This is a genomic window from Bacillus cereus group sp. MG9 (assembly GCF_040459995.1).
Taxonomy (GTDB): domain Bacteria; phylum Bacillota; class Bacilli; order Bacillales; family Bacillaceae_G; genus Bacillus_A; species Bacillus_A mycoides.
Window position 1 is genome coordinate 4,709,041 of sequence record NZ_JARVHC010000001.1, and the last position, 24,761, is coordinate 4,733,801.

Sequence of the window (24,761 nt, forward strand, 5' to 3'; positions counted from 1 at the left end):
TATGATGAGAGTCGCCATATTTACCGATACATTTACACCACAAGTCAACGGTGTGGCGAAAACTTTGGAACGTTTAACTAAATATTTTCAAAAAGAAAATATCGCCTATTCTGTTTTCGCCCCTCAGCATACGGCAGAAGATAATTTCGTAGCGAATGTGAACAAAATGAGAAGTATCCCGTTAACAATATTATATCCAGAATGTCGCTTTGCCTTTCCTACTCCGCGCATTAAGCGGGAACTTCTTGCCTTTAAACCTGATATCATTCACATCGCTACGCCTTTCAATATGGGACTTTGTGGGTTATATTATGCCAAAAAGTTAAATATCCCAGTTGTCGGTTCTTATCATACTGATTTTGACGCCTATTTACGCTATTACAAAATCGAATTTCTCTCCAATATGCTATGGAACTATTTAAGGTGGTTTCATAGTCATATGCAAAAAAACTTTGTTCCTTCTCCTGAAACATTACATCAATTAAAGAAAAAAGGATTTCAACAGCTCTATATTTGGGGACGTGGTGTAGATTGTACTCTCTTTCATCCAACTTACAATAAAGACCTATTCCGAAAAAAATATAATATTACAGCGAAATATATTCTTTCCTACGTCGGGCGCCTTGCTCCTGAAAAAGATATCGATACTCTTCAAACACTTATTCAAACGACAAACAAAGAACGTGACGATATTCATTGGCTCATCGCTGGAGATGGACCTCTTGCCAAGGGCCTGCATGAAAATGTTCCAAAAACAAATGTAACCTTTACTGGATATTTACAAGGTAAAGATTTAGCTGAAGTCTATGCTTCCTCCCATCTAATGGTATTTCCATCTACTACTGAAACATTTGGGAACGTCGTGCTGGAGTCACTCGCATGTGGTACACCTGTTATTGGTGCGAATAGTGGCGGGGTTAAAAATATTATTACAGATGGAAAAACAGGAATTCTTTGTCCACCAAAAGATATAGATTCCTTTCTATCCTCCATCAATTCTTTATTGCAAAATGAAGATCAACTTATGCAAATGGGCATAGCGGCTTCGTCTTATGCCCAATCAAAAAGCTGGGATGGAATCTTTCGTGGCTTACTTGACCAATATGAAACAGTCCTTCAGCACACCGCATCAGAATTACTCGCTTAAAAAGAAATGACAAAATTTATTAATGCTTATAAAAGTGCAAGTTCTCAACTAATCAAGAAAGACTTTCCACAAGTGAAAAAAACTTTAGAAAGAAATGTTTTGGTCAAGAAGTTTTTGCTTACTAACTACTGGTAGTTCGCCAATAGACGTAGTAAAGAAACATATTGAAAATCAAGGTAAAAAGTGAGGTGAAATGATATGACAAAGCAGAATAAAGCATATAAATTCCGGTTGTATCCAACAGAAGAACAAGCAAATCTTATACGTAAAACCTTCGGTTGTGTACGTTTCGTGTACAATAGAATGTTAGCTGAGCGAAAAGAAGCGTACGAAAAATACAAAGATGATAAGGAACAACTAAAGAAACAAAAGCCTCCAACCCCTGCGAAATATAAAGCAGAATTTGAGTGGTTAAAAGAAGTTGATTCATTAGCTTTGGCAAATGCTCAACTACACTTGCAAACTGCATATAAGAATTTCTTTAGTGGTCAAAATAACTTCCCAACATTCAAAAGTAAAAAGGACAGAAAGTCTTATACAACGAATGTAGTAAACGGTAATATTCTGTTGCTTAATGGTCATATCAAATTGCCAAAACTGAAAATGGTACGTATCAAAAAACATAGAGAGATACCACAAGATTATATGATCAAGTCTTGTACGATTTCTATGACACCTACTGGTAAATACTATGTGTCAATCTTGACTGAATACGAAAAAGAGATTGTACAAAAAGAAGTAGAAACAGTTGTTGGATTAGACTTTGCAATGGATGGATTATACGTCAGTTCTGAGGATGAGAAAGCCAATTATCCTAAGTTCTATCGTAACATGTTAGACCGATTAACAAAGGCGCAACGAGTATTATCAAGACGCAATAAAGGTTCTGAACGTTGGAATAAACAACGTATTCGTGTAGCTACGTTACATGAGAAAGTAGCTAACCAACGTAAGAATTTTCTTCATCATGAGTCTAAAAAGTTAGCTGCCAATTTTGATGTTGTAGCTATTGAATATCTAAACATGAAAGGAATATCGCAAGCACTTCATTTTGGAAAAAGTGTCGCTGATAATGGGTGGGGTATGTTCACTTCTTTCTTAACTTATAAACTAAACGAACAAGGAAAACAACTTGTGAAAATAGACAAATGGTTTCCATCAACAAAAACATGTAGTAGCTGTGGAAATGTGAAAAGTCTGACATTGTCTGAACTAATATATTCTTGTATATGCGGTGTAAATCTCGATAGAGATTATAACTCAGCCATCAATATCAAAAATGAAGCAATACGTCTTTTAGCGTCAGCATAAATTGTAATAAAATAACCTTTGGAACAAGGGAGTTAGCTCGACTGTCTTAGGACGAATTCGTTAGCTATCAGAAGTAATGATTAACCGAGAAGCCCTCACTTCAAACACTCCTTTAGGACGTTAAGTGGCGGGTAGTTCACGAAATCCCCTTAAAATCAACTTACTCACATACCTTTATACAGCAATTGTTCTCCAATTTCTGTATACCAAAAAACCTTTCATTCATTTGAAAGGTCTTTTTGAGCCTGCACATATTCTTCTTTCGTATTCACATTTATAAACCAATCTACATTCGCTTGTACATCTTCACCAGCAATATATTTCACATTACATTGTGATAAAAGCTGGCCCATACTTCTTTTTTCTTCTTGAAGCAAAGCATAAATCTTTTCTTTCACGCGGTTATTATACGCTGCAAGTAACGGTTGTTTTCTTCCATTAATAATAGGTACAACCGCATCATATTCATTGCTCGTTTGCTCTAATAAAATGGTAATCCATTCATTTGAAACGTTCGGTGCATCACAAGGCATGATAATATACCAATCTGAATCTATGTATTCCATTCCTGACACTATTCCAGCAAGTGGCCCATTTCCTTTATAGTGCGACATATCTTCTATAACTGGAACTTGTACTAATTGCTCTACTCTCTCTTTTATATCAGTATGACTAATAACAACAACATCTTGCAAAATACTTTCCATTACTTGCACAATATGCTCAACAAAAGTAGTTCCCTTCCAAATCGCCAATGCTTTCGGTTCTCCGAAACGACTAGACTGTCCGCCAGCTAATACAATTCCTGCAATTTTCATTGACGATGCAACTCAAATGTAATATGACCTAATTCCGGTAAAATTAACTTGTTCATCGCAAGACGAACCGCTCCGCTAGACCCTGGCATCGAAAAGACAACTTTACGCCCGATTGTACCACCGATTGCTCTACTTAACATCGCACTACTTCCGATATCTTCTAAGTAACTTATCATACGGAACAACTCACCAAATCCAACAATTTCTTTATCTAATAACACTGACACTGCCTCAATCGTTACATCACGTTTCGTAATACCAGTTCCGCCATTCGTTAACACGACATCAACGTCTTCCCTATGATAACCTGCTAACACTGCTTGCTGGATACTTTCTTTATCATCTTTCACAATTTCATAAGAGGTCACTTTATGTCCTGCTTCTTTTAATAATTCATGTAATAGTTGTCCGCTCTTATCCGTCTCTTCCGTACGTGTATCGGAAATCGTCACGATTTTGCAGCGCACTTCTTTTGGAGCTTGTTTTTTATGTTCAGTTACACTCATTTTTCATCTTTCCTTTCCTAAAGACTTTTCTTCATTTTATCATACATATCTTTACACAATTATGTATGAAGCCAATGATGCACCGTGATACAATATAAGTATATACGACCACAAAAAGGAAAATATACTTTCTTATACGCCTGGACTACACACCATTAGCTACTCTTTAAATCCCCTTATATTTTCTACATAGTAGATTTCATTTTAAATTACAAAATAATTTGGAGGTTCACTCACTATGGAACTATACAAAAAATTAACAACAACATTCATCCTCTTATTTGTTGCTTCCATCACTGTCGGTTTTTCTCTAAAAGGAGCAATTCCATACGCTACATTAGTGAGTATTATATTCGCAACGCTATTTTTACTGAGCAGTGCTTTTTGCGCAGGAAAAGCACGCCAACTGAAAGGGTGACCGTCTATGTTCCGTAAGAAACCAATCCTTTGTAAATCATGTGACAAGGAAATACAAACGTATGAAAAAGCGTGGATTCATATGCCATTTCCGGCAAGTGGTATGACAAATATGAAGAAGTATATTGAGCTAGACGGGGAAGTTTATTGTAGTTCTTGCATTCAAGTAGTAAATAAAGTGAAACTTTAATCAGTGGGGATTTTGTTCTTCCCCACTGATTATTAGTTAAACCAATCGGGCTTTTACGGGATAAAACCAAATAAAAAAAGCTTTGCGCACACAGCGCAAAGCTTTTTTTCATATATTATAGACCAGCTTGCTCTTTTAAAGTAGCTGCTTTGTCTGTACGTTCCCATGTAAGATCTACATCAGTACGTCCGAAGTGGCCGTAAGCTGCTGTTTGTTTGTAAATTGGGCGACGTAAGTCTAGCATTTTAATAATACCAGCTGGGCGAAGATCGAAGTTGTTACGAACTAGTTCTACTAATACGTCTTCAGATACTTTACCAGTGCCTAATGTATCAACTGAAATTGATACTGGTTGTGCTACGCCAATTGCGTATGCAAGTTGTACTTCTGCTTTGTCAGCAAGACCAGCTGCTACGATGTTTTTCGCAACATAACGAGCTGCATATGCTGCAGAACGGTCAACTTTCGTTGCATCTTTACCAGAGAATGCACCACCGCCATGGCGAGCGTATCCACCGTAAGTATCAACGATGATTTTACGTCCTGTTAAACCAGCATCACCTTGTGGTCCACCAATTACGAAGCGGCCAGTTGGGTTAATGAAGAATTTCGTTTCTCCATCCATTAATTCTGCTGGAACTACAGCTTTAATTACGTGCTCTTTTAAATCGCGATCGATTTCTTCCCACGTAACATCTGGATGATGTTGTGTAGAAATTACAATTGTATCCACACGTACAGGTTTACCATTTTCATCATACTCAACTGTAACTTGCGTTTTTCCATCCGGACGTAAGTATGATAATGTGTCATCTTTACGTACTTCAGTTAAACGACGAGCTAATTTGTGAGCAAGCGAGATTGGAAGTGGCATTAATTCTTGTGTTTCATTACATGCGAAGCCAAACATTAAACCTTGGTCTCCTGCACCAATTGCCTCAATCTCAGCGTCAGTCATTAGACCTTCGCGTGCTTCTAGCGCTTGGTCAACACCCATAGCGATGTCAGCAGATTGCTCATCGATAGATGTTAAAACTGCACAAGTTTCTGCATCGAATCCGTATTTTGCGCGTGTGTAACCAATGCCTTGAATTGTTTCACGAACGATTTTTGGAATATCTACGTAAGTAGAAGTCGTAATTTCCCCCGCTACCAATACTAAACCAGTTGTTACAGTTGTTTCACAAGCTACACGTGCATTTGCGTCCTTTGCTAAGATCGCATCTAAAATTGAATCAGAAATTTGGTCACAAATTTTATCTGGATGTCCTTCAGTTACAGACTCAGATGTGAACAGATGACGTTTTTTTGTCATGTGGTAAACCTCCCTACAGTAATTGTATATATTGTACGGAACTCATCCTTAATTTGCCACAAACTGCGACATACATTTATTCTCCCACACAAGCATACAGAAAAACCTTTCCTACTTAACATAGAGGAAAGGTTTAATTTGCTACTTGCATACTGCTTTTTGCCCTTTGCTCTTATCGTTCGAGACCGTTAGCCTCGCACAGGTTTTAGCACCTATTCACCTGTATTTACCACTACAAGTGAGGTTGCTGGGCTTCATCGGGCCTGTCCCTCCGCCAGCTCGGGATAAGAGAGTATCCGTCCCAACCTATACTAAAGAAATGATATTCATTTGTCAATTAATATTCACATTTTCCTGAAAGTTTTTCTCAATACCCATAGAATGAAATATTAATAGGGAAATGATACATTCACACAAACAAAAATAAATAAATAGTATACATTATTTATATAATTGTGTTATACTATTGATGGGGATTACGAGAAATATTTCATTAAATGAAAAGGATGGTATATAAATATGAGTACTGTGAATGTCCAAATTGGTTTACATGAATTATTGAACGGAAGCAATGCACAGATTCAATTAAGTGTTCCGCAATTAGTGGAAAAAGTATTAATGCGAAACGAAGGGAAATTAACTTCTACTGGTGCCGTTTCTGCTTCAACAGGAAAATACACAGGACGTTCTCCTAAAGATAAATTTATTGTGAAGGAAGCATCGGTTGCTGACAAAATTGCTTGGGGAGCCGTGAACCAACCGATCTCTGAAGAACATTTTAATAAATTATATATAAAAGTTTTAGAATACTTAAAAGAAAAAGAAGAGTTATTCATCTTCAAAGGATTTGCTGGCGCTGATCGCAACTATCGCCTACCAATTCAAGTTGTTAACGAATATGCATGGCATAATTTGTTCGTACATCAATTATTTATTCGTCCAAATGAAGAAGAATTAGCAACTCACGAATCAGAGTTCACAATTGTTTCTGCACCAAACTTCAAAGCAGATCCAGCAATTGACGGTACAAATTCTGAAGCATTCATTATGGTTTCATTCGAAAAACGTATCGTACTAATCGGTGGTACAGAATATGCTGGAGAGATGAAAAAATCAATCTTCTCTATTATGAACTTCTTACTACCTGAACAAGACATTCTTTCTATGCACTGCTCTTCAAACGTAGGCGAAGAAGGCGACGTAGCACTATTCTTCGGTTTATCTGGAACAGGCAAAACAACATTATCTGCTGATCCAAACCGTAAATTAATCGGTGACGATGAGCACGGTTGGTCTGATAACGGCGTATTCAATATTGAAGGCGGTTGCTATGCAAAATGTGTAAACCTTTCTCATGAGAAAGAACCACAAATCTTCGATGCAATCAAATTTGGTTCAGTTTTAGAAAACGTTGTCATTGATGGTCAAACACGCATCGCTGACTATAACGATACTACTTTAACAGAAAATACACGTGCTGCATACCCTATGCATGCGATTGACAATATCGTACTGCCAAGTGTTGCAGGACATCCAAATACAATTATTTTCTTAACTGCTGATGCATCTGGCGTATTGCCTCCAATCAGTAAGTTATCAAAAGAGCAAGCTATGTACCATTTCTTAAGCGGTTACACTAGTAAGCTAGCAGGAACAGAGCGCGGTGTTACATCTCCGCAAGCTACATTCTCTACTTGCTTCGGTTCACCGTTCTTACCGCTTGATGCATCTCGTTATGCTGAAATGCTTGGTGAAAAAATCGAGAAACATGATGCGAAAGTATTCTTAGTAAACACTGGCTGGACTGGTGGCGAATACGGCGTTGGTAAACGTATGAACTTAGGTTACACTCGTGCAATGATTCAAGCAGCACTAAGCGGTGAACTTGCTAAAGCTGAAACTGCAAAACACGACATCTTTGGCCTTGAAGTACCTCGTCATGTTCCAGGTGTACCTGATGAAGTATTAATGCCTGAACAAACTTGGGCTGATAAAGATGCTTACAAAGTGAAAGCAATTGAGCTTGCAAACGAATTTAAAGAAAACTTCAAAAAATTCGATAGCGTTTCTGAAAATATTATTAACTTAGGCGGTCCAATCGCTTAATTACAAATTTTCTGTTGGAATAACCCTTTTACTCATATGAATAAGTGTCGTGTAACCGTAAAGTTCCGCGTACTCACCGACAAAACCCAATGCGGCTTAACGGTTACACACACTTACATAAAAAAGAAGCTTACGTTAAAAACGTAAGCTTCTTTCTATATCTTATATAAAGTGAAACTTTAATCTCTTCATCTATTGCATACCAATACCCATAAATTTACATAAAATTCATTTTATAATCATTCGTTTGTAGTTTCCTATGATATAATTTACATATAAAGGAAATGGTGAGGCCCATGAAAAATTTTTCTCGTACAGGAAAAATTTTATTCAGTTATGGAGCGATTCAAATGTTTTGGGGACTTGTAATGCTTAACGTTAATTTATTTGAGCATACAAGTGAAACGACAAAATACATTATTCTAATTACCGGAATAGTTTGTTGTATTGTATCCAACTTTTTTAAAGAACCTAAGAGTCATACTACTAAGTGATTTCATATTAACTTATTGGAAGCGGAAACCTATATTTTATACAAAGTTACGCTTCCTGTTGTACTATCCATCGCCGGATCCCTTATTCCAGAGTAAGCCAATTTTCAATTTAAATAACCAGATTTTCATATATACAAATTACGGCTTCGAACATATAAATTATATTCCTGCTCACTACCTCGCTCTGGTTTCACACCGCATGGGGCTAAAAAAGGCTCTGAACGCTTCTATCCACCGCCGAATCCTCTATTCCATCTAAAAAGAGGCTTTTCATCTTTTTATCTTTTTCAGCCCTTCGTTAATTCTTCCTCATCCTTCATACTATAATACCCTAAATTAATAACGATTAAGAAATAACCACCCAGAATACCTACTGCAAATGCCCACATTACCATATGATGCTCAATTTCGTACATGATAATAGCACCCAAAATTGCAGCTGCAAAGCGATTAAACATACCAAGCGTCGGCGCTTTCGTCTTCTTTACTATACTATCTCCAAGCTTTTCGATACGCCTTCCTAAAATCCAAACACAATACATGCTTACAATAAGTCCAATTCCTGCACCTAGAAAATGTGCTGAAAACGGTGTTAACATCCAGCCTAATAACAGAATACCTAGTAGATAATACGATTGAATTTTAAACGACCTTAATGACATACTAATCATATTGTACTCCCCTTCAATAGTTTTTATCTATCCAACCAAAGCTATATAACTCATTTCTTTCGAGTCTATGCTACTTAAAATTCATTTCACTCAAATTTAAAAAACATAAACAGTATGTTTATGTTTTTTAAATGCTTTTAGGAAATAATATTATACAAGATTTCTAATATAGAATCCCTCATAAATGTGACGTTTTTCAAAACATTTTCGTCCAATTATGAAAAAATTGATATCAATCTATGAACATACGGATATGATGTAATAAGCACATAAATAAAGGGGGCGTCTAATGATTTATTTTTTAATGGCTCTCATTCATCTCATTGTTCCTGCACTTATTGGACTTTCCTTGTATTGGTACACGAAAAAACATAGTATTTTCTATGCTGTCCTCGGTGTTCTTCTTCCAGGTATTATTCTTATTACACTCTTCCGCATTCCTTTTCTTAATTTAATCCCACTTATTACTGCCATTTTATTCCTCGTATTTTTACCAAAAATAAAAAAATAGGAAAGCAGATCATAGGTGATCTGTTTTCCTATTTTGATATAGGTTCTTGCACGATAGAATTAGCTTCTACTTTCTCTGATTTCACAAACCATAGACCGAAGAAAATGATGATTCCACCAATTATTTGTTGAAACGATACATATTCATTTGCCCATACAGCTGCAAATAAAACAGCTACAAGCGGCGTAATATACATATATACCATCGTATGTGACGCACCAATTTTTTGAACACCAACATACCACATGACTAAACCGAATACTGTTACAAAGAAAATAGAATATAGTAAAGCAAACAATGTCATTCCGTGTGTAATGTGAATTGGCATGACAAATACATGTGGACCACTTAACAATAAGAGCGGAATCGCTCCAACTAATGTCGACCATGCAGTAACACGTAATGCTGAGTATTTTTTAATAAGCGGCCCTGCTAAAACGGGATAAAGTCCCCAACATATTGATGTAATAAGTCCAATCCCATTTCCGTAGAAAGAACTAGCGAGTGAATGCCCCGCTACTAAAACTAATGTAGCACCAATAAAGGCAATCATGGAACCAACTAACTTTCGAGAAGAAAATTTTTCTTGTTTCAAGAAAATCGCAAATACAGTTGTAAAAATAGGTGAAATAGATATGAGTAAAGAAGCATTTGTAGCGGATGTGTATTTTACAGTTTCCATAAATAACGTTTGATACAGTACAATACCTACAACGCTAACGATGATTAATCTTGGTATATCTTTTCGCTCCATATAAAGTGACTTTTCGATAAAGAACGTAAGTAATAACAGTAGTGGTGCTGCTGTCATCATTCGAACTGCAGTAAACTCTATTGCTGTAAATTCTAAAAGTCCATATTTCGCAATCGTATAGTTAATCCCCCAAATAATAACGACACTTAAAATTAATAACTCAATTCCCCATCTTTTCATGCGCAACCCCCTCCGCAAAGAGAATTATACAGAAAATTCAACTATATGTACATTTCATTATGTGAAAAAATCCATAAGAAAAAGGAGCATATTATATACTCCTTCTCTCTTCATTATACTCGAACATGTAACTTCATATTCGGATTATAAAACTGGCTTGGGCTCTTCAGCTGGAAAGTCCCTCCAACTTCATGCCAATCAACTGTTAATTTATCATCCATAAATACAAGCTTTGTGCGATCTGCAATAAAGTTTAGTACGCTTGATTCGATATCTACATCGCGCTCATCTTTCTCTGAAACGGCTACTAAATCAATAATCCCGCTCATAACACAACCGCAACCTTCATTATCATAAAATAACTTTATATATTTCGTTTCACTTGGAATCGTATCCATAATCTTTTTATATGCTGCTTCTGTTACAGTAACGTACATGCGTGAATCTACATCCTCTCTTCTCGTATCATTTATATATTGTACCACCATTTTTCTCGAATCTTATATGCAGAAAATTAAGACTACTATAAAATATATGTGATAAAGTGAAACTTTAATCAGGGAGGTATCCATCCCCCTCTGATTATTAGCCCTCGCCAATCAGGCTTTTACGAGCAGTTAATGCGTGATAAAGGAGGTTGTATCACTGATGTTCAAACTACAGCGATATCTCATTTTCTTAGGTCTATTAGGTAGCTTTTTTATTTCTAGCGGAATGGTATTACAACATATACTTCCCTATTCTCCTTCTATTGGCTGGATTCTAGGTTTTATTTGTTTCCTATCCGCTTCTTATTTTTCCATAAAAAAACAAAAACAACTAACAAAGTAAGAACTATCTTAAAGAGGATTACCAAACATGCCAGCCTTAAAAGAAATAGAACAATAACTTAATCATGTATTACAGGAGAAATCCATTGCCATATCGACAATGATTATGGTAGGCATAAATACTCACTCATCGGTGTGTCACACTCTGCCTCTGAATATTTAGTGAAAGAGACATTGATGTAGATGTTACTTTGATTCCGCAGGAGACCTGGTGGTTATAAAACTAATAACACCTCCCCTATTTTTAAAATCTATATACACAATACGATCGACCACACAAAAATATAGAATCTGCAATATATATATAGTAGTTCTACTTTTAAAACTAGATTTTCAAAAATATAGAAAGGAGATAATATATGTACCAACGCAATTGCTTTAGTTGTGACGGTAGACGCAACAGCGGTTCTATCGGCGCTACTGGACCTACTGGCAATGCCGGGGCCGGTTTGCAAAGTACTACCGCTTTTAGTCTAGCAGCCGCTCCTAACTATAAAACGGGACAAGTTGTCACTTACACGAGTAGCGGCTATGTTGTAAAAAAAGATGCACCTCAAGGATTTCCGAATGTGTCTCAAGATTATATCGTATTGGTAGAAGGTGGTCCTACCGGTTCTACTGGGTCTACTGGCTCTACTGGTTCTACCGGAGCTACTGGTCCTACTGGCAGCATTGGACCCACTGGTATTACTGGACCTACCGGAATCACTGGGCACACCGGTAGCAGTTCAGCAAAAAGCATCCTTTTCCAAGGAACTAACGCTGAGTTTCAACGTATAGCAGGTGCTCCAGCAGTTGATTCCAATATTATTCCTTATGTAATTGCTGGATTTGGAAATATAGCTGGTTTTTCTGCATCTATAAATGTAAATAATTTGCCTATAGAAGTTTATACAATTCAAATCTGCACTAATGTCCCAACAAACCTTTCCGCCCCTACCTCTAATCACGTTATATCTACTATTACTTTTACCACTACGGCTAAAATCACTGGAACAATCACATTTACTATTACTCCTTCAGACGTTGGATCACAGCTAGTTCAAGTGTATGACCCTACCCCTTTACCAGGACCTGCCACTGTTATTTGGACTAGTACAACAACTGGAAATCCAGTTTCAAGAGGAGACGCATTATGCCTTTATATTAGCCCTGGGATTACTGACAGTGCTATATACTCTATTTTTCTAATTACCTCTATTTAAACTGTACTCTATAGAAAAAGCTTTAATCAGTAGGGGGATCCCTTCCCTACTGATTATTGGTTGAACCAATTGGATCTTAACGCAAGATAAATTAAAAAAACATCACTTTTGATTAAGTGATGTTTTCTATTTATCTCTTACACTATCATTAAATCGGCAACATAATCTCAACAGTCGTTCCAACTCCAACTTCGCTTTCAAAGTTCAATTTACCGTGGTGATCTTTAATAATTTTTTCCGTAACTACTAATCCTAAGCCTGTTCCAGTTTCTTTCGTTGTGTAAAAAGCTTCATTTAGCTTCGGAATTTTATCTTTTGGAATGCCGCATCCCTCATCTATAACTTGAACAATGATTACATCTTCCACAATAACTTTCACAGTAATAGTTCCGCCAACTGACATTGCTTCAATCGCATTTTTTATTAAATTAAAAAATACTTGTTTCAATCGTTTTTCATCGCATGTAATTGGAGGTATATCTTTACTATAAATAGCATGTATTTTCACCCCTTGTTCTAATGCTGGCTTTTCCATAACTCGGATAACATAAGAGATGATTTCTTTTATGTTATGAGTTTCTGATTCTATCGATTTAGAGTTCTCAAATCCACTTAGTTCGTTAGCAATTATATTAATACGATCTACTTCCTGTTTCATAATGTCGCTATAAACCTTATCTTCTGGATGTTTTTTCGCTTGCTTATTCACAAGTTTTTTCAATTTCACTAACGGCCTTCTAATCTTATCGCCAATTACTGTTGCCATTTTTCCAACCATCGCTAATTTTTCTACCTTTTGTATTTCTTTATCCATCATTTCAAGTTTGCGAACGTAAGACTGAAATCTTAAAAGTATAATCCAACATATAATAGCAAATACGCTGCATAATGCCATTGGAATTAGAACGATAGCGGATTGAATAACGATTCCCATAAGAGCGTACTTTCCAACAAGTATCCCTGCCACTAACAAAAAATATCTTTTATTCACAAAGATTGGTGCAAATAAAATAAAAAATCCTTCTACTATATTACCGCCATCAAATTCAGCATCACTTCCGTAATAAATAATGAAGTTATGAATAAAATCCAATATATTATAGCCAATTAAAATAATGTACTTCACAATATATGGCTTTTTCTGTTTCATAAAATAAATTCCAGTAAAGAATAATAAGACCATCAAAATATATAACCATAAACCTAATCCTTCTCCAAAAACATCTGCTGGCTTTAGATCTCCCTCCGAGAAAAAGACAGTAGCCTTTTCAGCAAAATCATACACAAAAAATATAACAAAGAATAAACTTAAAAATATTTTCAACGCCTTTATTTCTTCCTTTTCAAATATATAGTCTTTGTCCATATAGTAGCTCCTTTAACAACACCTCTTAATCTTGTGCCACATTACGCTCAAGTTTTTTCAGAAGTACTATTTCTACTCTCGTTCCTTTCTTTACTTCACTAGAAATATGTAATTCTCCAAGATGCTCTTTAATAATTCGCTCTGCTACCGTAAGGCCTAATCCGATTTTGTCTTGCTTCGTTGTATAAAAAGCCTCTGTAACTCTTCCTAAATTCTCTTTTTTTATCCCGAAACCATTATCTACTATACTTACTATTACATAATCTCTTTTTTTATCTTCAACTTGTATTTGTAATGTTCCACCGTGCTCCATTGCCTCTAAAGCATTTTTAATAACATACAAGAATACCCCTTTTACTTTACGTTTATCACATTCAATTTCACTTCTATTATACTCTTCATTGAAGGTGAAATTTATATTTAGCTCATCCATTTTTTCACGCATATTTGCTACTGCTTGTATTAGAACATCACTTACAATATGTTTTTCATAAACAGAAGGTTTACATGTAGCAACCTCCATCAATTCGCTAATCATGTTATTTATATTTTCTATTTCAATAATCATTTGTCCATATGTCGCATCTTTTTTGTGCTTTTCTTTTTGTAATTGCGTAAACCCTTTTAATGACGCGAGTGGATTTTTTATTTCATGCCCGACTGTCGCTGCCATTTTTCCGATAACCGCCAATTTTTGTGACTGACTAGCCTCTGTAATACTTTTCTTTACTGCTGAAAGATATTGTAAAAACCGATTTAAAATAATATACGACACGAAAAGCAATAACATATTCATAACAAGAGGTGTAAATAAATTAAGTTCTCCAAATACAAATAGGTATATCATATATTTCCCTATAAGAAATGGCGTTAACATAAATAAATATCGTTTACTTAAAAATATTGGCACGAAAAAAATGAAAATAAATTCGATGATATTCCCTTCATCAAATGCTATTTTATTATGAAAGGCATACCATCCAATATTAAAAATCTCCGCAATCATGTATGCAAATAAGTATGTATATTTAACTAAATGTGCTTTGCCCCTCTCAAATAAATAAACACTAATACCTAATATAGTCATAATATATGTAATCTTCCATATTACTTTATACCAATTTTCTAAAGGCATTTTATCTTCTAATATAATGGCATATGCAACCTCGTATCCTATTAAAATAACATGTAATATCCATAAGAAAATCTTAGCGTTTTTCTTTTCTTCTTTAGCCGATAGAAAACTTCCTCTCACTTCAACACCCCTTCAAAATGATATTTCAAAGAATACCATTTATTATAATAAACGATTTTAATAGGTAAACAAAGATAAAATAAACCAAATAAGTAATATATACCCATAGTTATATAAGCATAAAACTAACGAAAAATAATACGTATAATATGGGAGGTGCTTTATATGGACGGTCGTGAAAATAAAAAAATAGAACAGTTACAATCCTTTACGAAAAACAATGAAGGAAAAGAGATGACAACGAATACGGGTGTCAAAATTTCAAATGATGAAAACTCTTTAACCGCCGGCGATCGTGGTCCTACACTTTTAGAAGATTTCCTGATGCGAGAAAAACTCGCTCATTTTGACCGTGAACGAATTCCTGAAAGAGTCGTTCATGCCCGCGGTTACGGAGCACATGGTGTTTTTGAGCTATATGATTCTTTAGAAGACTTAACAATGGCTCATTTTTTACAAGACCCATCTAAAAAGACACCTATTTTTATTCGTTTTTCTGAAGTTGCTGGATCAAAAGGTGCAAATGAAACGAACCGAGATGTACGAGGATTCGCTGTTAAGTTTTATACAGAGGAAGGAAATTTCGATTTAGTGGGTAATAACATTCCGATTTTCTTCATTCAAGATGGTATTAAATTTCCGGATCTTATTCATGCTCTTAAACCAGAGCCACATAATGAGATTCCCCAAGGACAAACAGCACACGATACTTTTTGGGACTTTATCGCCAATAATCAAGAATCAGCTGCGATGATGATGTGGATTATGTCGGATCGCGCAATTCCGAGAAGTTTTCGAATGATGCAAGGGTTCGGCGTTCATACATTTCGTTTAGTTAATAAACATGGGAAGTCACGATTCGTAAAATTCCACTGGAAGCCAAAGCTTGGCGTTCACTCGTTAATTTGGGATGAAGCTCAAAAACTAGGCGGCGCTGATCCAGATTATCATCGCCGTGATTTATGGGAAAATATTAATGCCGGAAACTACCCTGAGTACGAACTTGGCGTTCAAATTTTAGAAGAAGAGGATGAATTTAAATACGATTTCGATATATTAGATGCAACAAAAATTTGGCCGGAAGAAGACTTCCCTGTTAAGATCATCGGAAAAATGACGTTAAACCGAAACGTTGATAACGTATTTGCGGAAACAGAACAAGTCGCACTGCACCCTGGAAGCATCGTCCGCGGTATCGATTTTACAAATGATCCTCTCTTACAAGGTAGACTATTTTCTTATACAGATACACAATTAGCACGCGTCGGTACAAACTATCAAGAGTTACCGATTAATCGTCCGGTATGTCCTTTTCATAACAATCAAAGAGATGGTGCGTCTAAATATATAATTGATAAAGGAAAAGTCGCTTACCATAATAACTCTTTAGCTAATAACTCTCCCTTTACTGTACCTGGTACGAAAGGCGGTTTCGTTACATATCCTTCTACTGTTTCTGGACATAAAACAAGAGAGACAGCCGCAAGTTTTAAAGACCATTTCTCACAAGCCCGTTTATTTTGGAATAGTATGAGCCACGTCGAAAAAATCCATATTATGCAGGCCTTTTCCTTTGAATTAGGAAAAGTAAAAAGTAAATCAGTTCGCCAACAAGTCGTAGGTATGATTGGTCATATAAGTACGGAATTAGCTACTTTAGTAGCTGAAGCAGTCGGGGCAACAGTACCAAATGTTCAAGAATCAAATGTTACAAAATCCTCACCAGCACTAAGTATGGAACATACAACATTCAGCCCAAATACATTACGAGTAGGCGTCATTGTCGCAAACGGATATGACGGTCAAAACGCACAATATATTATAAATCAATTCAAACAAGCCGGTCTTCAGCCCGTTATTATTTCCGAACGATTAGGTTTTGTGCAAGGCTCTCAAAATGGACAGTGGGAAGTGAATGATACTTTCTTAACAGGATCACCACTTCTTTATGATGGGCTACTTCTTATTGGTGGAAATATTAATGATCATTTTCTTAACAAGGCAAGTTCATTCGTCGTAGAATCGTATAATCACTTTAAGCCAATTGGCGCTTTCCAAAATGGAACTACTATTGTTCAATCTTTAAACATCGAAGGAAAACCTGGCGTTATAACAGAACAAAATCCTACCTTACTTGCGAATGAATTTATTCAGGCAATGACAAAACAGCGATTTTGGAAGAGAGCCTACTAAAATGCATGAGGAGGATACATCATGTTCGTTACAGTGGAAAAAGATGTACACATTTTTGTTGAGGATATTAACCCAGGCCCTGGAAGTAAACCTGTCTTCTTCGTTCATGGCTGGCCTTTAAATCATCAAATGTACCAATATCAATTTAATATCTTACCACAACATGGTTTCCGCTGCATCGCCATGGATATACGAGGAAACGGACAGTCTGATAAACCATGGACTGGTTACACTTATGATCGTTTAGCTGATGATATCGCAATTGTATTAGATGCACTTCAAATAGAAAATGCTACGTTAGTCGGCTTCTCAGTCGGTGGTGCTCTCTCTATTCGGTATATGTCACGATATAATGGGCGTCGTATTTCCAAACTTGCATTAGTGGATGCTGTCTCTCCTTCTTTCGTGAAAAACCAAGAATCCCCTTACGGCGTACCGAAAGAACAAGCAGATGCTCTGATTGCTCAAATGTATGTAAATTTACCTAAGTTTCTAAGTGATGTATCTTTATCATTTTTTAATAGAAACTTAGGAGCTGCCACGTTAGAATGGTTTTCTTATCTCGGTATGCAGTCCGCTTCTTATGCTCTCATCAAAATTTTGCAAGCCGCTGCAAACGAAGACGTAACGAAGGACTTAAGTAAAATTAACGTCCCAACAAAAATATTCCACGGTGTTCACGACCAACTCATCCCTTATAAAAGTGCTGAGCTAACAAAAGAGCGAATTAAAAACTCTGAACTATATCCTCTTACAAATAGTGGCCACGGCTCTCCAATCGATCAAGCGGATGAATTAAATAAGGAACTGATAAAATTTTTAAATTCATAGTTCCTTTACAGTAAAAAAAGAATTTGCCCTTACGGCAAATTCTTTTTTCTTAACTACCTTTTGCACGAGCAAATTCCACATATGACTTATTCTTCTCTTCCATTAAAAATAAAACGATAATGCGGAAAAAATGAAGAGTTGGAACAATTGTCATACAAAGAATAGATAAAAAATAAACACGCTCATCGTTAAACGCATAAATACTAACCACTCGAAATCCTGTTTGTTTATAAATCCACACAACAAATAATTGTAAACTAAAAACTAATAATAAATCTGGAACTGATTCTATTAAAATTAAACAAATTGTCCAATTATATACTAGATGAAAAATTCACATACTTCTCACAAATCAATTATTAAAACGATTCTATTTTACTTTATACTAAATGTACAAGTAATACTCCCTAAACCTAGCTTGTCTGGTTACCCCGTTAAATACTATGAAAAAAGAACTTGTATCGTATACAAGTTCTTTTTTTCGCTTATTTAAATAATATATCCTTACTATATTGCTTTCCGGCGAGTAAGTCATATTGAATAAGCTCATATTGCTTTAGCATTTCTTTTTGTTTTTCTGTTAAACTTTTTATTGCTTTTCCGTCTTTTCCTATCCTCAATTCGTCACGAAGTACAGGAATTTCTTCATATAACTTCGATAAAAATTGATAGAATGGTACCTTATTTAATCCAGCATAATCAAAGACAAGATTTGAAAAATAAATTGGACTTACTAAACCTAAATTGTCATTTGGTATATCAAAATTTGCATACATTAATAACGGCGTTTGCGCCATCGCTAATCGTTCACTTGGCGTTTTTTCATTCGTTATATACCCATTCTCTTTATAAAGAGATTTATTTGTTCCTAGCGACGGAAGATGGTCCCCAAAGAATACTAATAATGTAGGTCTATCTAAATTATCTAGCTCCTCTATTAAATATTGAAGAGCTTCATCTGAACGTCTTAAACCTTCTGTATAAGTCTCTAATTCAGCCTTCGATTCTTCATTTTCTAATCCACTAATCTCGATTTGATTTTCGCCAAATCTTCCTTCTGTAAATGGAAAATGATTTTGCATCGTAACTGCATGAATAAAAGTAGGTTGTTTTTGCTTCTCTAATTCAGCTATTATCTCTTTACTCATAGATAAATCACTAATATAGTCTCCATCAACTTCTACATTTTTCATCGTATCTTGTGCATTAAACTTATCAAATCCTAACACTTTATATACATCATCACGTTTAAAGAATGAGCGACCGAACGAATGAATAGCGCTTGTGTAATACCCCTCTTTTTTCAGCGCTCGAGGAATAGATGGAACTTCTATCTTACTTGTAACGGCTTGCTGATATGGTATAGATCCTGGCTTTAACAAACTCATTGAATAACTCGTTAACGCCTCAAATTCAACGTTCGCAGTATTTCCTCCAAATGTAGGAGAAATAGTTTGTCCACCAGGAAAATTTTCTATATAATGATGCAAATTCGGTAAAGGATCTTCACTAAAGGACAGGTTCGTTAACTTCGTTGGATCCCAAAACGATTCACTCATTACAAAAATAATATTCGGTTTCTCTTTTTGCTTCTGCGCCCCTATATTGCTACTATATTGTTTCTTTATATCGTTTGCTATTTGAAGCATATTTTCTTTTGAATAATCTTTCGGCTTTTCAATGACTGTCGTATCTAAATTACTTATAAATCCTAGCACAAAACCATTTGAAGCATAATTTTCATTTTGATCCCACAAAACGAACTCTATACCCGACTTTTGAAACCATTTATTTATAAACGTATTCGTAAAATTACCATACACATATAAAATAAAAACGGATCCTATTATAAATAGAACTCGTACGCCTGCATGAACTTTTACATTTTGAATATACTTCCTCACATACATACCCGCCAAAATACAGACAACAACACTTACAATAACAAGAAGAATATAACCCCAACTAAAATAATCCATCACCATTGGTATAACAGATTGCATATGTCCAATCTGTGTAAAATCAGAAGGATATAGTGGGTCTCCCCTAAAAACAATTTTGAAGTGATTTACAATAGCCAAAATGATTAGCAAAATGCTTGCCAAAATAGTACTCAAAAAAACTTTCCCAAGCACGTTATACACCAAAACATATATCGCATAAATTACAATTAAACTAAATATAAACTGTGCGTTATAATTGTAAATCCAATTCAGTGTATTTACGAGATTCATATTATTTTGCGTGAAAATAAAAAGCAAAGTAACCACATGCGCTACTAAAAACATTCTAATATAAATCCGAATAATCGGTTTAAATTTATTAACAATATCTTTATTCAAATGCGCAACATACAATAGTACAATCCACATCAAAATTGTCATTATACTTAAGACAATTTTTTGATTTAACATATCTTTCATCGTATCTAAACTAAAATATTTTAAAATCAAAAAAAGTGTGGGTATTACATATAGGGTTACTAGGCCACTTAACATCGCTGAAATTAATATACTTCTTCTTGGCTGATGAAATGAAAAATCACACCTCAATTCATTCCCTCTTTTCTGTTTATTAATTTCACCCCGCACCGTAAAAACAGTTTCTATTAAGATAACATACTTCACGCATTTCGTCTTCACACTGGATTCTACTATAACTGTAGTTTCTTAATTCTCCCTTAATCAACAGTTAATTTTTGGAATACCAACTATTCATTCTTAAAAAACTAAATTCCTTCATTCCACTTTATGATATAATAACTATGTTTTGGAAAACCTTAATACTAATAGGGTTTTATCATGAAAATACGAAAGAAACAATAAAAAAGGAGATGCTCATTTTTGCTAAATAAGTTTAAAAATCTACCTAAAGCGGTATATGTAATTTTGGCGCTTTCTTTCCTACTGCACGTTTTTTGTCTAGTAAAACAGCCAGGATTAGATGGAGAGTTAGTCAAAGTAACATATGGTGCAAATGATGCCTTTAACTATTCGTTAACAGCTGAACAATTATTAAAACATGGTGTATTTGGCTATGTTTATTTAGAACCTAGTGAAGTGCCTGGAAAAAATGCATACATCACACCAGGTCAGCCGCTATTATTAGCTGGTGCTATGATTATTTCTGATGTTACATCACTTCCTTACTATTACGTAGCAACTGTTATTAATATGATACTAAACCTTTGCACAGTGTTATTAGTATTCTTAATAGGGAAAGAGTTATTTGAAAAGAATATTTATGGAATTGTTGCGAGTATTTTATATGCTATTTATCCAAGTAACTATACATACTTCCGTACATTACTAACAGAAGTTCCTTCAATATTCTTATTATCGTTAAGCGTGTATGTATTTGTTCTCGCATGGAAATACAATAAAGCAAAATTCCATATATGGTTTGGAATTGTCGTTTCCATTTTACTTATGTTCCGCCCAAATCCAGCTCCAATGATGCTCATTCCTGTTCTTGTCGTCTTATTCACATATGGATTTAAAGACTCAATTCGAATTGGATTATTATGGTTCATTGGCCCGTTCTTTATTATCGGTGCCTGGGTTGTTCGTAACTATTTAGCGTTCAATCAATTTATCTTATTCTCAACCCAAGGTGCAGACCCATTAATTGCCGGTGCAGATCCATTTAACAAAATTGGCTATGAAAATGTAGTTAACCAAATGAAAGCCCAGGGCTTAGATGATAAAAATGCATACGCAAAAGATTTAATCAAAAATGGATTTAAAACGGACTTCACATATTGGTTCGCTTGGTTCACTGTCGGTAAAACAATTGAGTTATTCAAAACAGCTCCTGCTGTAGACCAATACCGTATTCATAACTTTATACAAATGTGTCATAGAGTCTTTATCATTGGTACATTCTTGAGCAGTTTCTGCTTCATGCTAAATTCATTTAAGCATAAGCGCGTTATGATGCTAGTAGCAAGTTCTGTTATTTACATCATCTTCTCAAACTTATTCTTAGCAATTAATCGCTACGGATTTTTCATTAACCCTCTTATGTGCTTAATTCTTGCATATGGGTTAGTTTACGCTGTGCAGAAGCTTCCATTTTTCCGCACTAGCCAAGCATAACAAAAAAGAGGTCGTCCAAAAATGGACGACCTCTTTTTTATTTATCCAACACTTTGAACACGGCCAATTTGTCCATCTTGTAATCGAACTTTAATTCCGTACGTGTGTGTTTCTGTGTTTGTTAAAATATCTTTCACAACACCACTCACTGTTTTACTATAATCTTTATCCAATTGAATAACTACATGTGAACCAACCGAAATTTGTGATCTTGTCGGTTTCCCACCTGTTGCTTCTGTTGTTTTTTCTTGTTTCTGTGTTCTCTCTTGTTGTGCAGAATGTTGTTGCTGAGCCTTCTGTTTCTCTTCTTGCTTACGTTTTTCTTGCTCTACTCTTTGCAGCTCTTCTTGCTTACGTTTTTCTTCTTCTACTCTTTGCTGCTCTTCCTGCTTACGTTTGTCTTCCTCTTCCTTTTGCTGCTCTTCTTGCTTACGTTTTTCTTCCTCTTCCTTTTGCTGCTCTTCTTGCTTACGTTTGTCTTCCTCTTCCTTTTGCTGCTCTTCTTGCTTACGTTTTTCTTCCTCTTCCTTTTGCTGCTCTTCTTGTTTGCTTTCCTCTTCTACCTTCTTATCTTCTTCAACTTTCTTCTCATCTATTTTCTGTTCTTCCGCTACCTTCAGCTTTTCCTCTTCATCTTTACAAGCTGTTAAAACAACTACACATAAGCCCGTAAGTAAAAATAATAATAATTTTTTTAACATTAAAAAATCCTCCTATATATATATTACAAATAATGACCTTTAATAGAATAACAAATATGTATGAATCCCTTTGTCGTAATTTGTCGTATATATTGGATTTTCCATGTAACACTACATGCTCCAAATAGAGAAGAACCTGTCGTATGACAGGTTCTTCTCGTTATTTATTAGGATACGATGATTAGCATGTTTACTATACAAGAGGAAGCATCCATATTTTCCATATGATACTTACGATTACTATAAGTACAAAATCAAACAAATCTAATCTCGGACCCTTTTTCATAGTCATGTCTAGCCACATATGAATCCATTTCATTTCCTTATATTTATGAATATTTTTCTTTGCGAATCGGTAAGTGAGCACTTGCATGATGTAAATTCCAATTACACAAATAAGCAATAAGATGAGAAATTCAAACACAAAATTCCTCCCTATTTTTGAAGCGTTCTTTCTACTATATGGTTCTTCAAAACCCATTCCTCAAACTGAGCACTTCCAAATTCCCAGCTCAAATCACGAGCATGTACAGAAAAAACGTAATAACCGGCATATTCGTCCATAAACATTCCTGCCCCTACATCATCTTTTTGAATACCGTATACTCCAAAATTAAAATACACATCCCACACGTCTTCATGCTTCCTCTTATAAGCAATCGATTCCATATCACATTCAGTTCCGAAATAATCAAGATGTAAATGTACGCTATCATCATATTCGTAATCCATTTTATCACCCCTTATATTTGTACTTCTTTATTACCTAAAAAATTCCTGCTATCTATACTCACATATGGGCACTTACCTACATATTATGCTTGTAGATTGACTTCTAGGAGGTGTCATATAGTGAAAAAATTAATAACCGTTTTTTGCATCATGTTACTAGCTGTTTTCACATTCGCTGCTTGTAGTAGTACAAAGGAAAGTACGAAAGAACAAGCTCAAAAAATTCGCGTTGGCGAAGTTACACACTCTCTTTTCTACGCACCATTATATGTTGGAATTGAAAAAGGATTTTTTAAAGATGAAGGCTTAAATATTGACTTACAAACAACAGCTGGCGGAGATAAAACGATGACCACCCTTTTATCTGGCGGAATTGATATTGCTCTCGTTGGTTCAGAAACGTCTATTTATGTTCATCAACAAGGAGCAAAAGATCCTGTCATTAATTTTGCGCAGCTTACACAAACAGATGGCACATTTTTAGTTTCCCGTAAAAAATTAGACTCTTTTAATTGGAACGACGTAAAAGGCGTTACGTTTTTAGGACAGCGTAAAGGCGGCATGCCGCAAATGGTTGGTGAATACGTTTTAAAGAAAAATGGCATTGACCCTCGCAAAGATACGAACTTAATTCAAAATATCGAGTTTGCTAATATTGCAAATGCCTTTGCATCTGGTACGGGAGAATTTGTACAGCTCTTTGAACCGACTGCAAGTATACTTGAAAAAGAAGGAAAAGGTTATATCGTCGCGTCTTTCGGAGCTGAATCTGGTACTGTCCCTTATACAACGTTTATGGCAAAAGAAAGTTTCTTAAAGAAAGATAAAGCTGCTGCAGAAAAATTCACGCGCGCACTATATAAAGCGCAGCAATGGGTTGATACACATAGTCCAGAAGAGATTGCCGATGCCGTTTCACCACTATTTAAAGACACTTCAAAAGACATTTCAGTAAAAGTAATTGAGCGCTACAAAAAACAACATTCATATGCGACAAATCCATTATTAGATGATGCAGAATGGAAACAACTCCAAACGATTATGAAAGAATCTGGTGAATTACAAAAAGAAGTTCCACATGAAGCGCTCGTCAATACAAAAATTGCCGAAAGCGTTATTAAGAAATAGAGG

The 24,761-nt window shown here is 35.4% G+C and carries 26 protein-coding genes, 2 pseudogenes and 1 riboswitch; of the genes and pseudogenes, 15 read left to right on the forward strand and 13 right to left on the reverse strand.

Going from position 1 to position 24,761, the window contains the following annotated elements; all coding sequences use genetic code 11:
* The first annotated feature begins 4 nt into the window (after window positions 1–4).
* From QCI77_RS24220 to QCI77_RS24230, 3 genes and pseudogenes are all read left to right on the forward strand, one after another.
* Window positions 5–1,147 (forward strand): glycosyltransferase family 4 protein, encoded by a 1,143-nt coding sequence (locus QCI77_RS24220; protein ID WP_353825550.1) that lies wholly within the window; start codon window positions 5–7, stop codon window positions 1,145–1,147.
* A 3-nt stretch (window positions 1,148–1,150) separates the two neighbouring features.
* Window positions 1,151–1,334: pseudogene (locus QCI77_RS24225) on the forward strand (IS200/IS605 family transposase); the annotation flags it as partial.
* An 11-nt stretch (window positions 1,335–1,345) separates the two neighbouring features.
* Complete coding sequence (locus QCI77_RS24230) at window positions 1,346–2,458, forward strand: RNA-guided endonuclease TnpB family protein (RefSeq protein ID WP_353825551.1); 1,113 nt, start codon at window positions 1,346–1,348, stop codon at window positions 2,456–2,458.
* 218 nt (window positions 2,459–2,676) lie between these two features.
* Here the strand turns inward: QCI77_RS24230 and QCI77_RS24235 are convergent, their stop codons facing one another.
* Window positions 2,677–3,276: a molybdenum cofactor guanylyltransferase gene (locus QCI77_RS24235; RefSeq protein WP_113770946.1), complete on the reverse strand. Its 600-nt coding sequence runs from the start codon at window positions 3,274–3,276 to the stop codon at window positions 2,677–2,679.
* Window positions 3,273–3,782, reverse strand: coding sequence for a MogA/MoaB family molybdenum cofactor biosynthesis protein (locus tag QCI77_RS24240; RefSeq protein ID WP_002034407.1), 510 nt, complete (start codon window positions 3,780–3,782; stop codon window positions 3,273–3,275). The genes QCI77_RS24235 and QCI77_RS24240 overlap by 4 nt, the downstream gene beginning before the upstream one ends.
* A gap of 238 nt (window positions 3,783–4,020) precedes the next feature.
* Here QCI77_RS24240 and QCI77_RS24245 point away from each other — a divergent pair, with 238 nt between their 5' ends.
* Window positions 4,021–4,200 carry a hypothetical protein gene (locus QCI77_RS24245; protein ID WP_002067722.1) on the forward strand — a complete coding sequence of 60 codons (180 nt, stop codon included), beginning with the start codon at window positions 4,021–4,023 and terminating at the stop codon, window positions 4,198–4,200.
* Between the two features lie 6 nt (window positions 4,201–4,206).
* On the forward strand, window positions 4,207–4,389 hold the full coding sequence (locus tag QCI77_RS24250; RefSeq protein WP_353825552.1) for a hypothetical protein: 183 nt from the start codon (window positions 4,207–4,209) through the stop codon (window positions 4,387–4,389).
* A 115-nt stretch (window positions 4,390–4,504) separates the two neighbouring features.
* Here QCI77_RS24250 and metK read toward each other — a convergent pair whose 3' ends face one another.
* Window positions 4,505–5,704 carry a methionine adenosyltransferase gene (gene metK, locus QCI77_RS24255; RefSeq protein WP_215554493.1) on the reverse strand — a complete coding sequence of 400 codons (1,200 nt, stop codon included), beginning with the start codon at window positions 5,702–5,704 and terminating at the stop codon, window positions 4,505–4,507.
* A 169-nt stretch (window positions 5,705–5,873) separates the two neighbouring features.
* Window positions 5,874–5,995: riboswitch (SAM riboswitch) on the reverse strand.
* 228 nt (window positions 5,996–6,223) lie between these two features.
* Between metK and pckA the strand changes: the two genes are divergently transcribed.
* Window positions 6,224–7,810: a phosphoenolpyruvate carboxykinase (ATP) gene (gene pckA, locus QCI77_RS24260; protein ID WP_353825553.1), complete on the forward strand. Its 1,587-nt coding sequence runs from the start codon at window positions 6,224–6,226 to the stop codon at window positions 7,808–7,810.
* A 296-nt stretch (window positions 7,811–8,106) separates the two neighbouring features.
* Entirely contained in the window at window positions 8,107–8,304 is a 198-nt protein-coding gene (locus tag QCI77_RS24265) for a hypothetical protein (RefSeq protein ID WP_353825554.1), read from the forward strand.
* 287 nt (window positions 8,305–8,591) lie between these two features.
* Here QCI77_RS24265 and QCI77_RS24270 read toward each other — a convergent pair whose 3' ends face one another.
* Window positions 8,592–8,975 (reverse strand): ATP synthase subunit I, encoded by a 384-nt coding sequence (locus QCI77_RS24270; RefSeq protein ID WP_002089121.1) that lies wholly within the window; start codon window positions 8,973–8,975, stop codon window positions 8,592–8,594.
* 289 nt (window positions 8,976–9,264) lie between these two features.
* On the opposite strand from QCI77_RS24270, the gene QCI77_RS24275 reads away from it, so the two are divergent.
* Window positions 9,265–9,486 (forward strand): hypothetical protein, encoded by a 222-nt coding sequence (locus tag QCI77_RS24275; protein ID WP_002034446.1) that lies wholly within the window; start codon window positions 9,265–9,267, stop codon window positions 9,484–9,486.
* Between the two features lie 28 nt (window positions 9,487–9,514).
* Here the strand turns inward: QCI77_RS24275 and QCI77_RS24280 are convergent, their stop codons facing one another.
* Both QCI77_RS24280 and QCI77_RS24285 read right to left on the reverse strand, forming a co-directional pair.
* Window positions 9,515–10,420 carry a DMT family transporter gene (locus QCI77_RS24280; protein ID WP_353825555.1) on the reverse strand — a complete coding sequence of 302 codons (906 nt, stop codon included), beginning with the start codon at window positions 10,418–10,420 and terminating at the stop codon, window positions 9,515–9,517.
* A gap of 113 nt (window positions 10,421–10,533) precedes the next feature.
* Window positions 10,534–10,857 (reverse strand): iron-sulfur cluster biosynthesis family protein, encoded by a 324-nt coding sequence (locus tag QCI77_RS24285; protein WP_002089124.1) that lies wholly within the window; start codon window positions 10,855–10,857, stop codon window positions 10,534–10,536.
* Window positions 10,858–11,068: 211 nt separating this feature from the next.
* Here QCI77_RS24285 and QCI77_RS24290 point away from each other — a divergent pair, with 211 nt between their 5' ends.
* The 3 genes and pseudogenes from QCI77_RS24290 to QCI77_RS24295 all read left to right on the forward strand — a co-directional run bounded on the left by QCI77_RS24290 (window position 11,069) and on the right by QCI77_RS24295 (window position 12,455).
* Window positions 11,069–11,251 (forward strand): hypothetical protein, encoded by a 183-nt coding sequence (locus QCI77_RS24290; protein WP_002034443.1) that lies wholly within the window; start codon window positions 11,069–11,071, stop codon window positions 11,249–11,251.
* A 68-nt stretch (window positions 11,252–11,319) separates the two neighbouring features.
* A pseudogene (locus QCI77_RS30970) lies at window positions 11,320–11,471 on the forward strand (Nif3-like dinuclear metal center hexameric protein); the annotation flags it as partial.
* Between the two features lie 138 nt (window positions 11,472–11,609).
* Window positions 11,610–12,455 carry a collagen-like protein gene (locus QCI77_RS24295; protein WP_353825556.1) on the forward strand — a complete coding sequence of 282 codons (846 nt, stop codon included), beginning with the start codon at window positions 11,610–11,612 and terminating at the stop codon, window positions 12,453–12,455.
* 148 nt (window positions 12,456–12,603) lie between these two features.
* Here QCI77_RS24295 and QCI77_RS24300 read toward each other — a convergent pair whose 3' ends face one another.
* Both QCI77_RS24300 and QCI77_RS24305 read right to left on the reverse strand, forming a co-directional pair.
* Window positions 12,604–13,821 carry an ATP-binding protein gene (locus QCI77_RS24300; RefSeq protein WP_353825557.1) on the reverse strand — a complete coding sequence of 406 codons (1,218 nt, stop codon included), beginning with the start codon at window positions 13,819–13,821 and terminating at the stop codon, window positions 12,604–12,606.
* Window positions 13,822–13,846: 25 nt separating this feature from the next.
* Window positions 13,847–15,076 carry an ATP-binding protein gene (locus QCI77_RS24305; RefSeq protein ID WP_353825558.1) on the reverse strand — a complete coding sequence of 410 codons (1,230 nt, stop codon included), beginning with the start codon at window positions 15,074–15,076 and terminating at the stop codon, window positions 13,847–13,849.
* 165 nt (window positions 15,077–15,241) lie between these two features.
* Between QCI77_RS24305 and QCI77_RS24310 the strand changes: the two genes are divergently transcribed.
* Both QCI77_RS24310 and QCI77_RS24315 read left to right on the forward strand, forming a co-directional pair.
* Window positions 15,242–17,269 carry a catalase gene (locus tag QCI77_RS24310; protein WP_353825559.1) on the forward strand — a complete coding sequence of 676 codons (2,028 nt, stop codon included), beginning with the start codon at window positions 15,242–15,244 and terminating at the stop codon, window positions 17,267–17,269.
* A gap of 21 nt (window positions 17,270–17,290) precedes the next feature.
* Window positions 17,291–18,100 carry an alpha/beta fold hydrolase gene (locus tag QCI77_RS24315; RefSeq protein ID WP_002129555.1) on the forward strand — a complete coding sequence of 270 codons (810 nt, stop codon included), beginning with the start codon at window positions 17,291–17,293 and terminating at the stop codon, window positions 18,098–18,100.
* A 49-nt stretch (window positions 18,101–18,149) separates the two neighbouring features.
* Here QCI77_RS24315 and QCI77_RS24320 read toward each other — a convergent pair whose 3' ends face one another.
* Both QCI77_RS24320 and QCI77_RS24325 read right to left on the reverse strand, forming a co-directional pair.
* Entirely contained in the window at window positions 18,150–18,434 is a 285-nt protein-coding gene (locus tag QCI77_RS24320) for an ABC transporter permease subunit (RefSeq protein WP_306302657.1), read from the reverse strand.
* A gap of 151 nt (window positions 18,435–18,585) precedes the next feature.
* Window positions 18,586–20,652 (reverse strand): LTA synthase family protein, encoded by a 2,067-nt coding sequence (locus QCI77_RS24325; protein WP_040963183.1) that lies wholly within the window; start codon window positions 20,650–20,652, stop codon window positions 18,586–18,588.
* A gap of 291 nt (window positions 20,653–20,943) precedes the next feature.
* On the opposite strand from QCI77_RS24325, the gene QCI77_RS24330 reads away from it, so the two are divergent.
* On the forward strand, window positions 20,944–22,197 hold the full coding sequence (locus tag QCI77_RS24330; RefSeq protein WP_353825560.1) for a glycosyltransferase family 39 protein: 1,254 nt from the start codon (window positions 20,944–20,946) through the stop codon (window positions 22,195–22,197).
* Between the two features lie 41 nt (window positions 22,198–22,238).
* On the opposite strand, the gene QCI77_RS24335 is transcribed toward QCI77_RS24330, so the two are convergent.
* The 3 genes from QCI77_RS24335 to QCI77_RS24345 all read right to left on the reverse strand — a co-directional run bounded on the left by QCI77_RS24335 (window position 22,239) and on the right by QCI77_RS24345 (window position 23,630).
* Window positions 22,239–22,898: a YwbE family protein gene (locus tag QCI77_RS24335; RefSeq protein ID WP_353825561.1), complete on the reverse strand. Its 660-nt coding sequence runs from the start codon at window positions 22,896–22,898 to the stop codon at window positions 22,239–22,241.
* 193 nt (window positions 22,899–23,091) lie between these two features.
* The gene (locus tag QCI77_RS24340) at window positions 23,092–23,322 is read right to left on the reverse strand and encodes a hypothetical protein (protein ID WP_002034470.1); all 231 of its coding nucleotides are present in this window, start codon (window positions 23,320–23,322) and stop codon (window positions 23,092–23,094) included.
* A gap of 11 nt (window positions 23,323–23,333) precedes the next feature.
* Window positions 23,334–23,630, reverse strand: a complete 297-nt coding sequence (locus QCI77_RS24345; RefSeq protein WP_002112440.1) for a DUF3986 family protein — start codon at window positions 23,628–23,630, stop codon at window positions 23,334–23,336.
* A 120-nt stretch (window positions 23,631–23,750) separates the two neighbouring features.
* On the opposite strand from QCI77_RS24345, the gene QCI77_RS24350 reads away from it, so the two are divergent.
* Window positions 23,751–24,758 (forward strand): ABC transporter substrate-binding protein, encoded by a 1,008-nt coding sequence (locus tag QCI77_RS24350; RefSeq protein WP_002089139.1) that lies wholly within the window; start codon window positions 23,751–23,753, stop codon window positions 24,756–24,758.
* The last annotated feature ends 3 nt before the right edge of the window (window positions 24,759–24,761 follow it).

Coding starts and splice junctions, on each gene's coding strand:
- metK (WP_215554493.1), bottom strand. CDS start 5,704: ATGACAAAAAAACGTCATCTGTTCACATCTGAGTCTGTAACTGAAGGA.
- QCI77_RS24245 (WP_002067722.1), top strand. CDS start 4,021: ATGGAACTATACAAAAAATTAACAACAACATTCATCCTCTTATTTGTT.
- QCI77_RS24275 (WP_002034446.1), top strand. CDS start 9,265: ATGATTTATTTTTTAATGGCTCTCATTCATCTCATTGTTCCTGCACTT.
- QCI77_RS24310 (WP_353825559.1), top strand. CDS start 15,242: ATGGACGGTCGTGAAAATAAAAAAATAGAACAGTTACAATCCTTTACG.
- QCI77_RS24300 (WP_353825557.1), bottom strand. CDS start 13,821: ATGGACAAAGACTATATATTTGAAAAGGAAGAAATAAAGGCGTTGAAA.
- pckA (WP_353825553.1), top strand. CDS start 6,224: ATGAGTACTGTGAATGTCCAAATTGGTTTACATGAATTATTGAACGGA.
- QCI77_RS24335 (WP_353825561.1), bottom strand. CDS start 22,898: ATGTTAAAAAAATTATTATTATTTTTACTTACGGGCTTATGTGTAGTT.
- QCI77_RS24270 (WP_002089121.1), bottom strand. CDS start 8,975: ATGATTAGTATGTCATTAAGGTCGTTTAAAATTCAATCGTATTATCTA.
- QCI77_RS24290 (WP_002034443.1), top strand. CDS start 11,069: ATGTTCAAACTACAGCGATATCTCATTTTCTTAGGTCTATTAGGTAGC.
- QCI77_RS24285 (WP_002089124.1), bottom strand. CDS start 10,857: ATGTACGTTACTGTAACAGAAGCAGCATATAAAAAGATTATGGATACG.
- QCI77_RS24345 (WP_002112440.1), bottom strand. CDS start 23,630: ATGGATTACGAATATGATGATAGCGTACATTTACATCTTGATTATTTC.
- QCI77_RS24280 (WP_353825555.1), bottom strand. CDS start 10,420: ATGAAAAGATGGGGAATTGAGTTATTAATTTTAAGTGTCGTTATTATT.
- QCI77_RS24230 (WP_353825551.1), top strand. CDS start 1,346: ATGACAAAGCAGAATAAAGCATATAAATTCCGGTTGTATCCAACAGAA.
- QCI77_RS24250 (WP_353825552.1), top strand. CDS start 4,207: ATGTTCCGTAAGAAACCAATCCTTTGTAAATCATGTGACAAGGAAATA.
- QCI77_RS24240 (WP_002034407.1), bottom strand. CDS start 3,782: ATGAGTGTAACTGAACATAAAAAACAAGCTCCAAAAGAAGTGCGCTGC.
- QCI77_RS24235 (WP_113770946.1), bottom strand. CDS start 3,276: ATGAAAATTGCAGGAATTGTATTAGCTGGCGGACAGTCTAGTCGTTTC.
- QCI77_RS24220 (WP_353825550.1), top strand. CDS start 5: ATGAGAGTCGCCATATTTACCGATACATTTACACCACAAGTCAACGGT.
- QCI77_RS24315 (WP_002129555.1), top strand. CDS start 17,291: ATGTTCGTTACAGTGGAAAAAGATGTACACATTTTTGTTGAGGATATT.
- QCI77_RS24295 (WP_353825556.1), top strand. CDS start 11,610: ATGTACCAACGCAATTGCTTTAGTTGTGACGGTAGACGCAACAGCGGT.
- QCI77_RS24265 (WP_353825554.1), top strand. CDS start 8,107: ATGAAAAATTTTTCTCGTACAGGAAAAATTTTATTCAGTTATGGAGCG.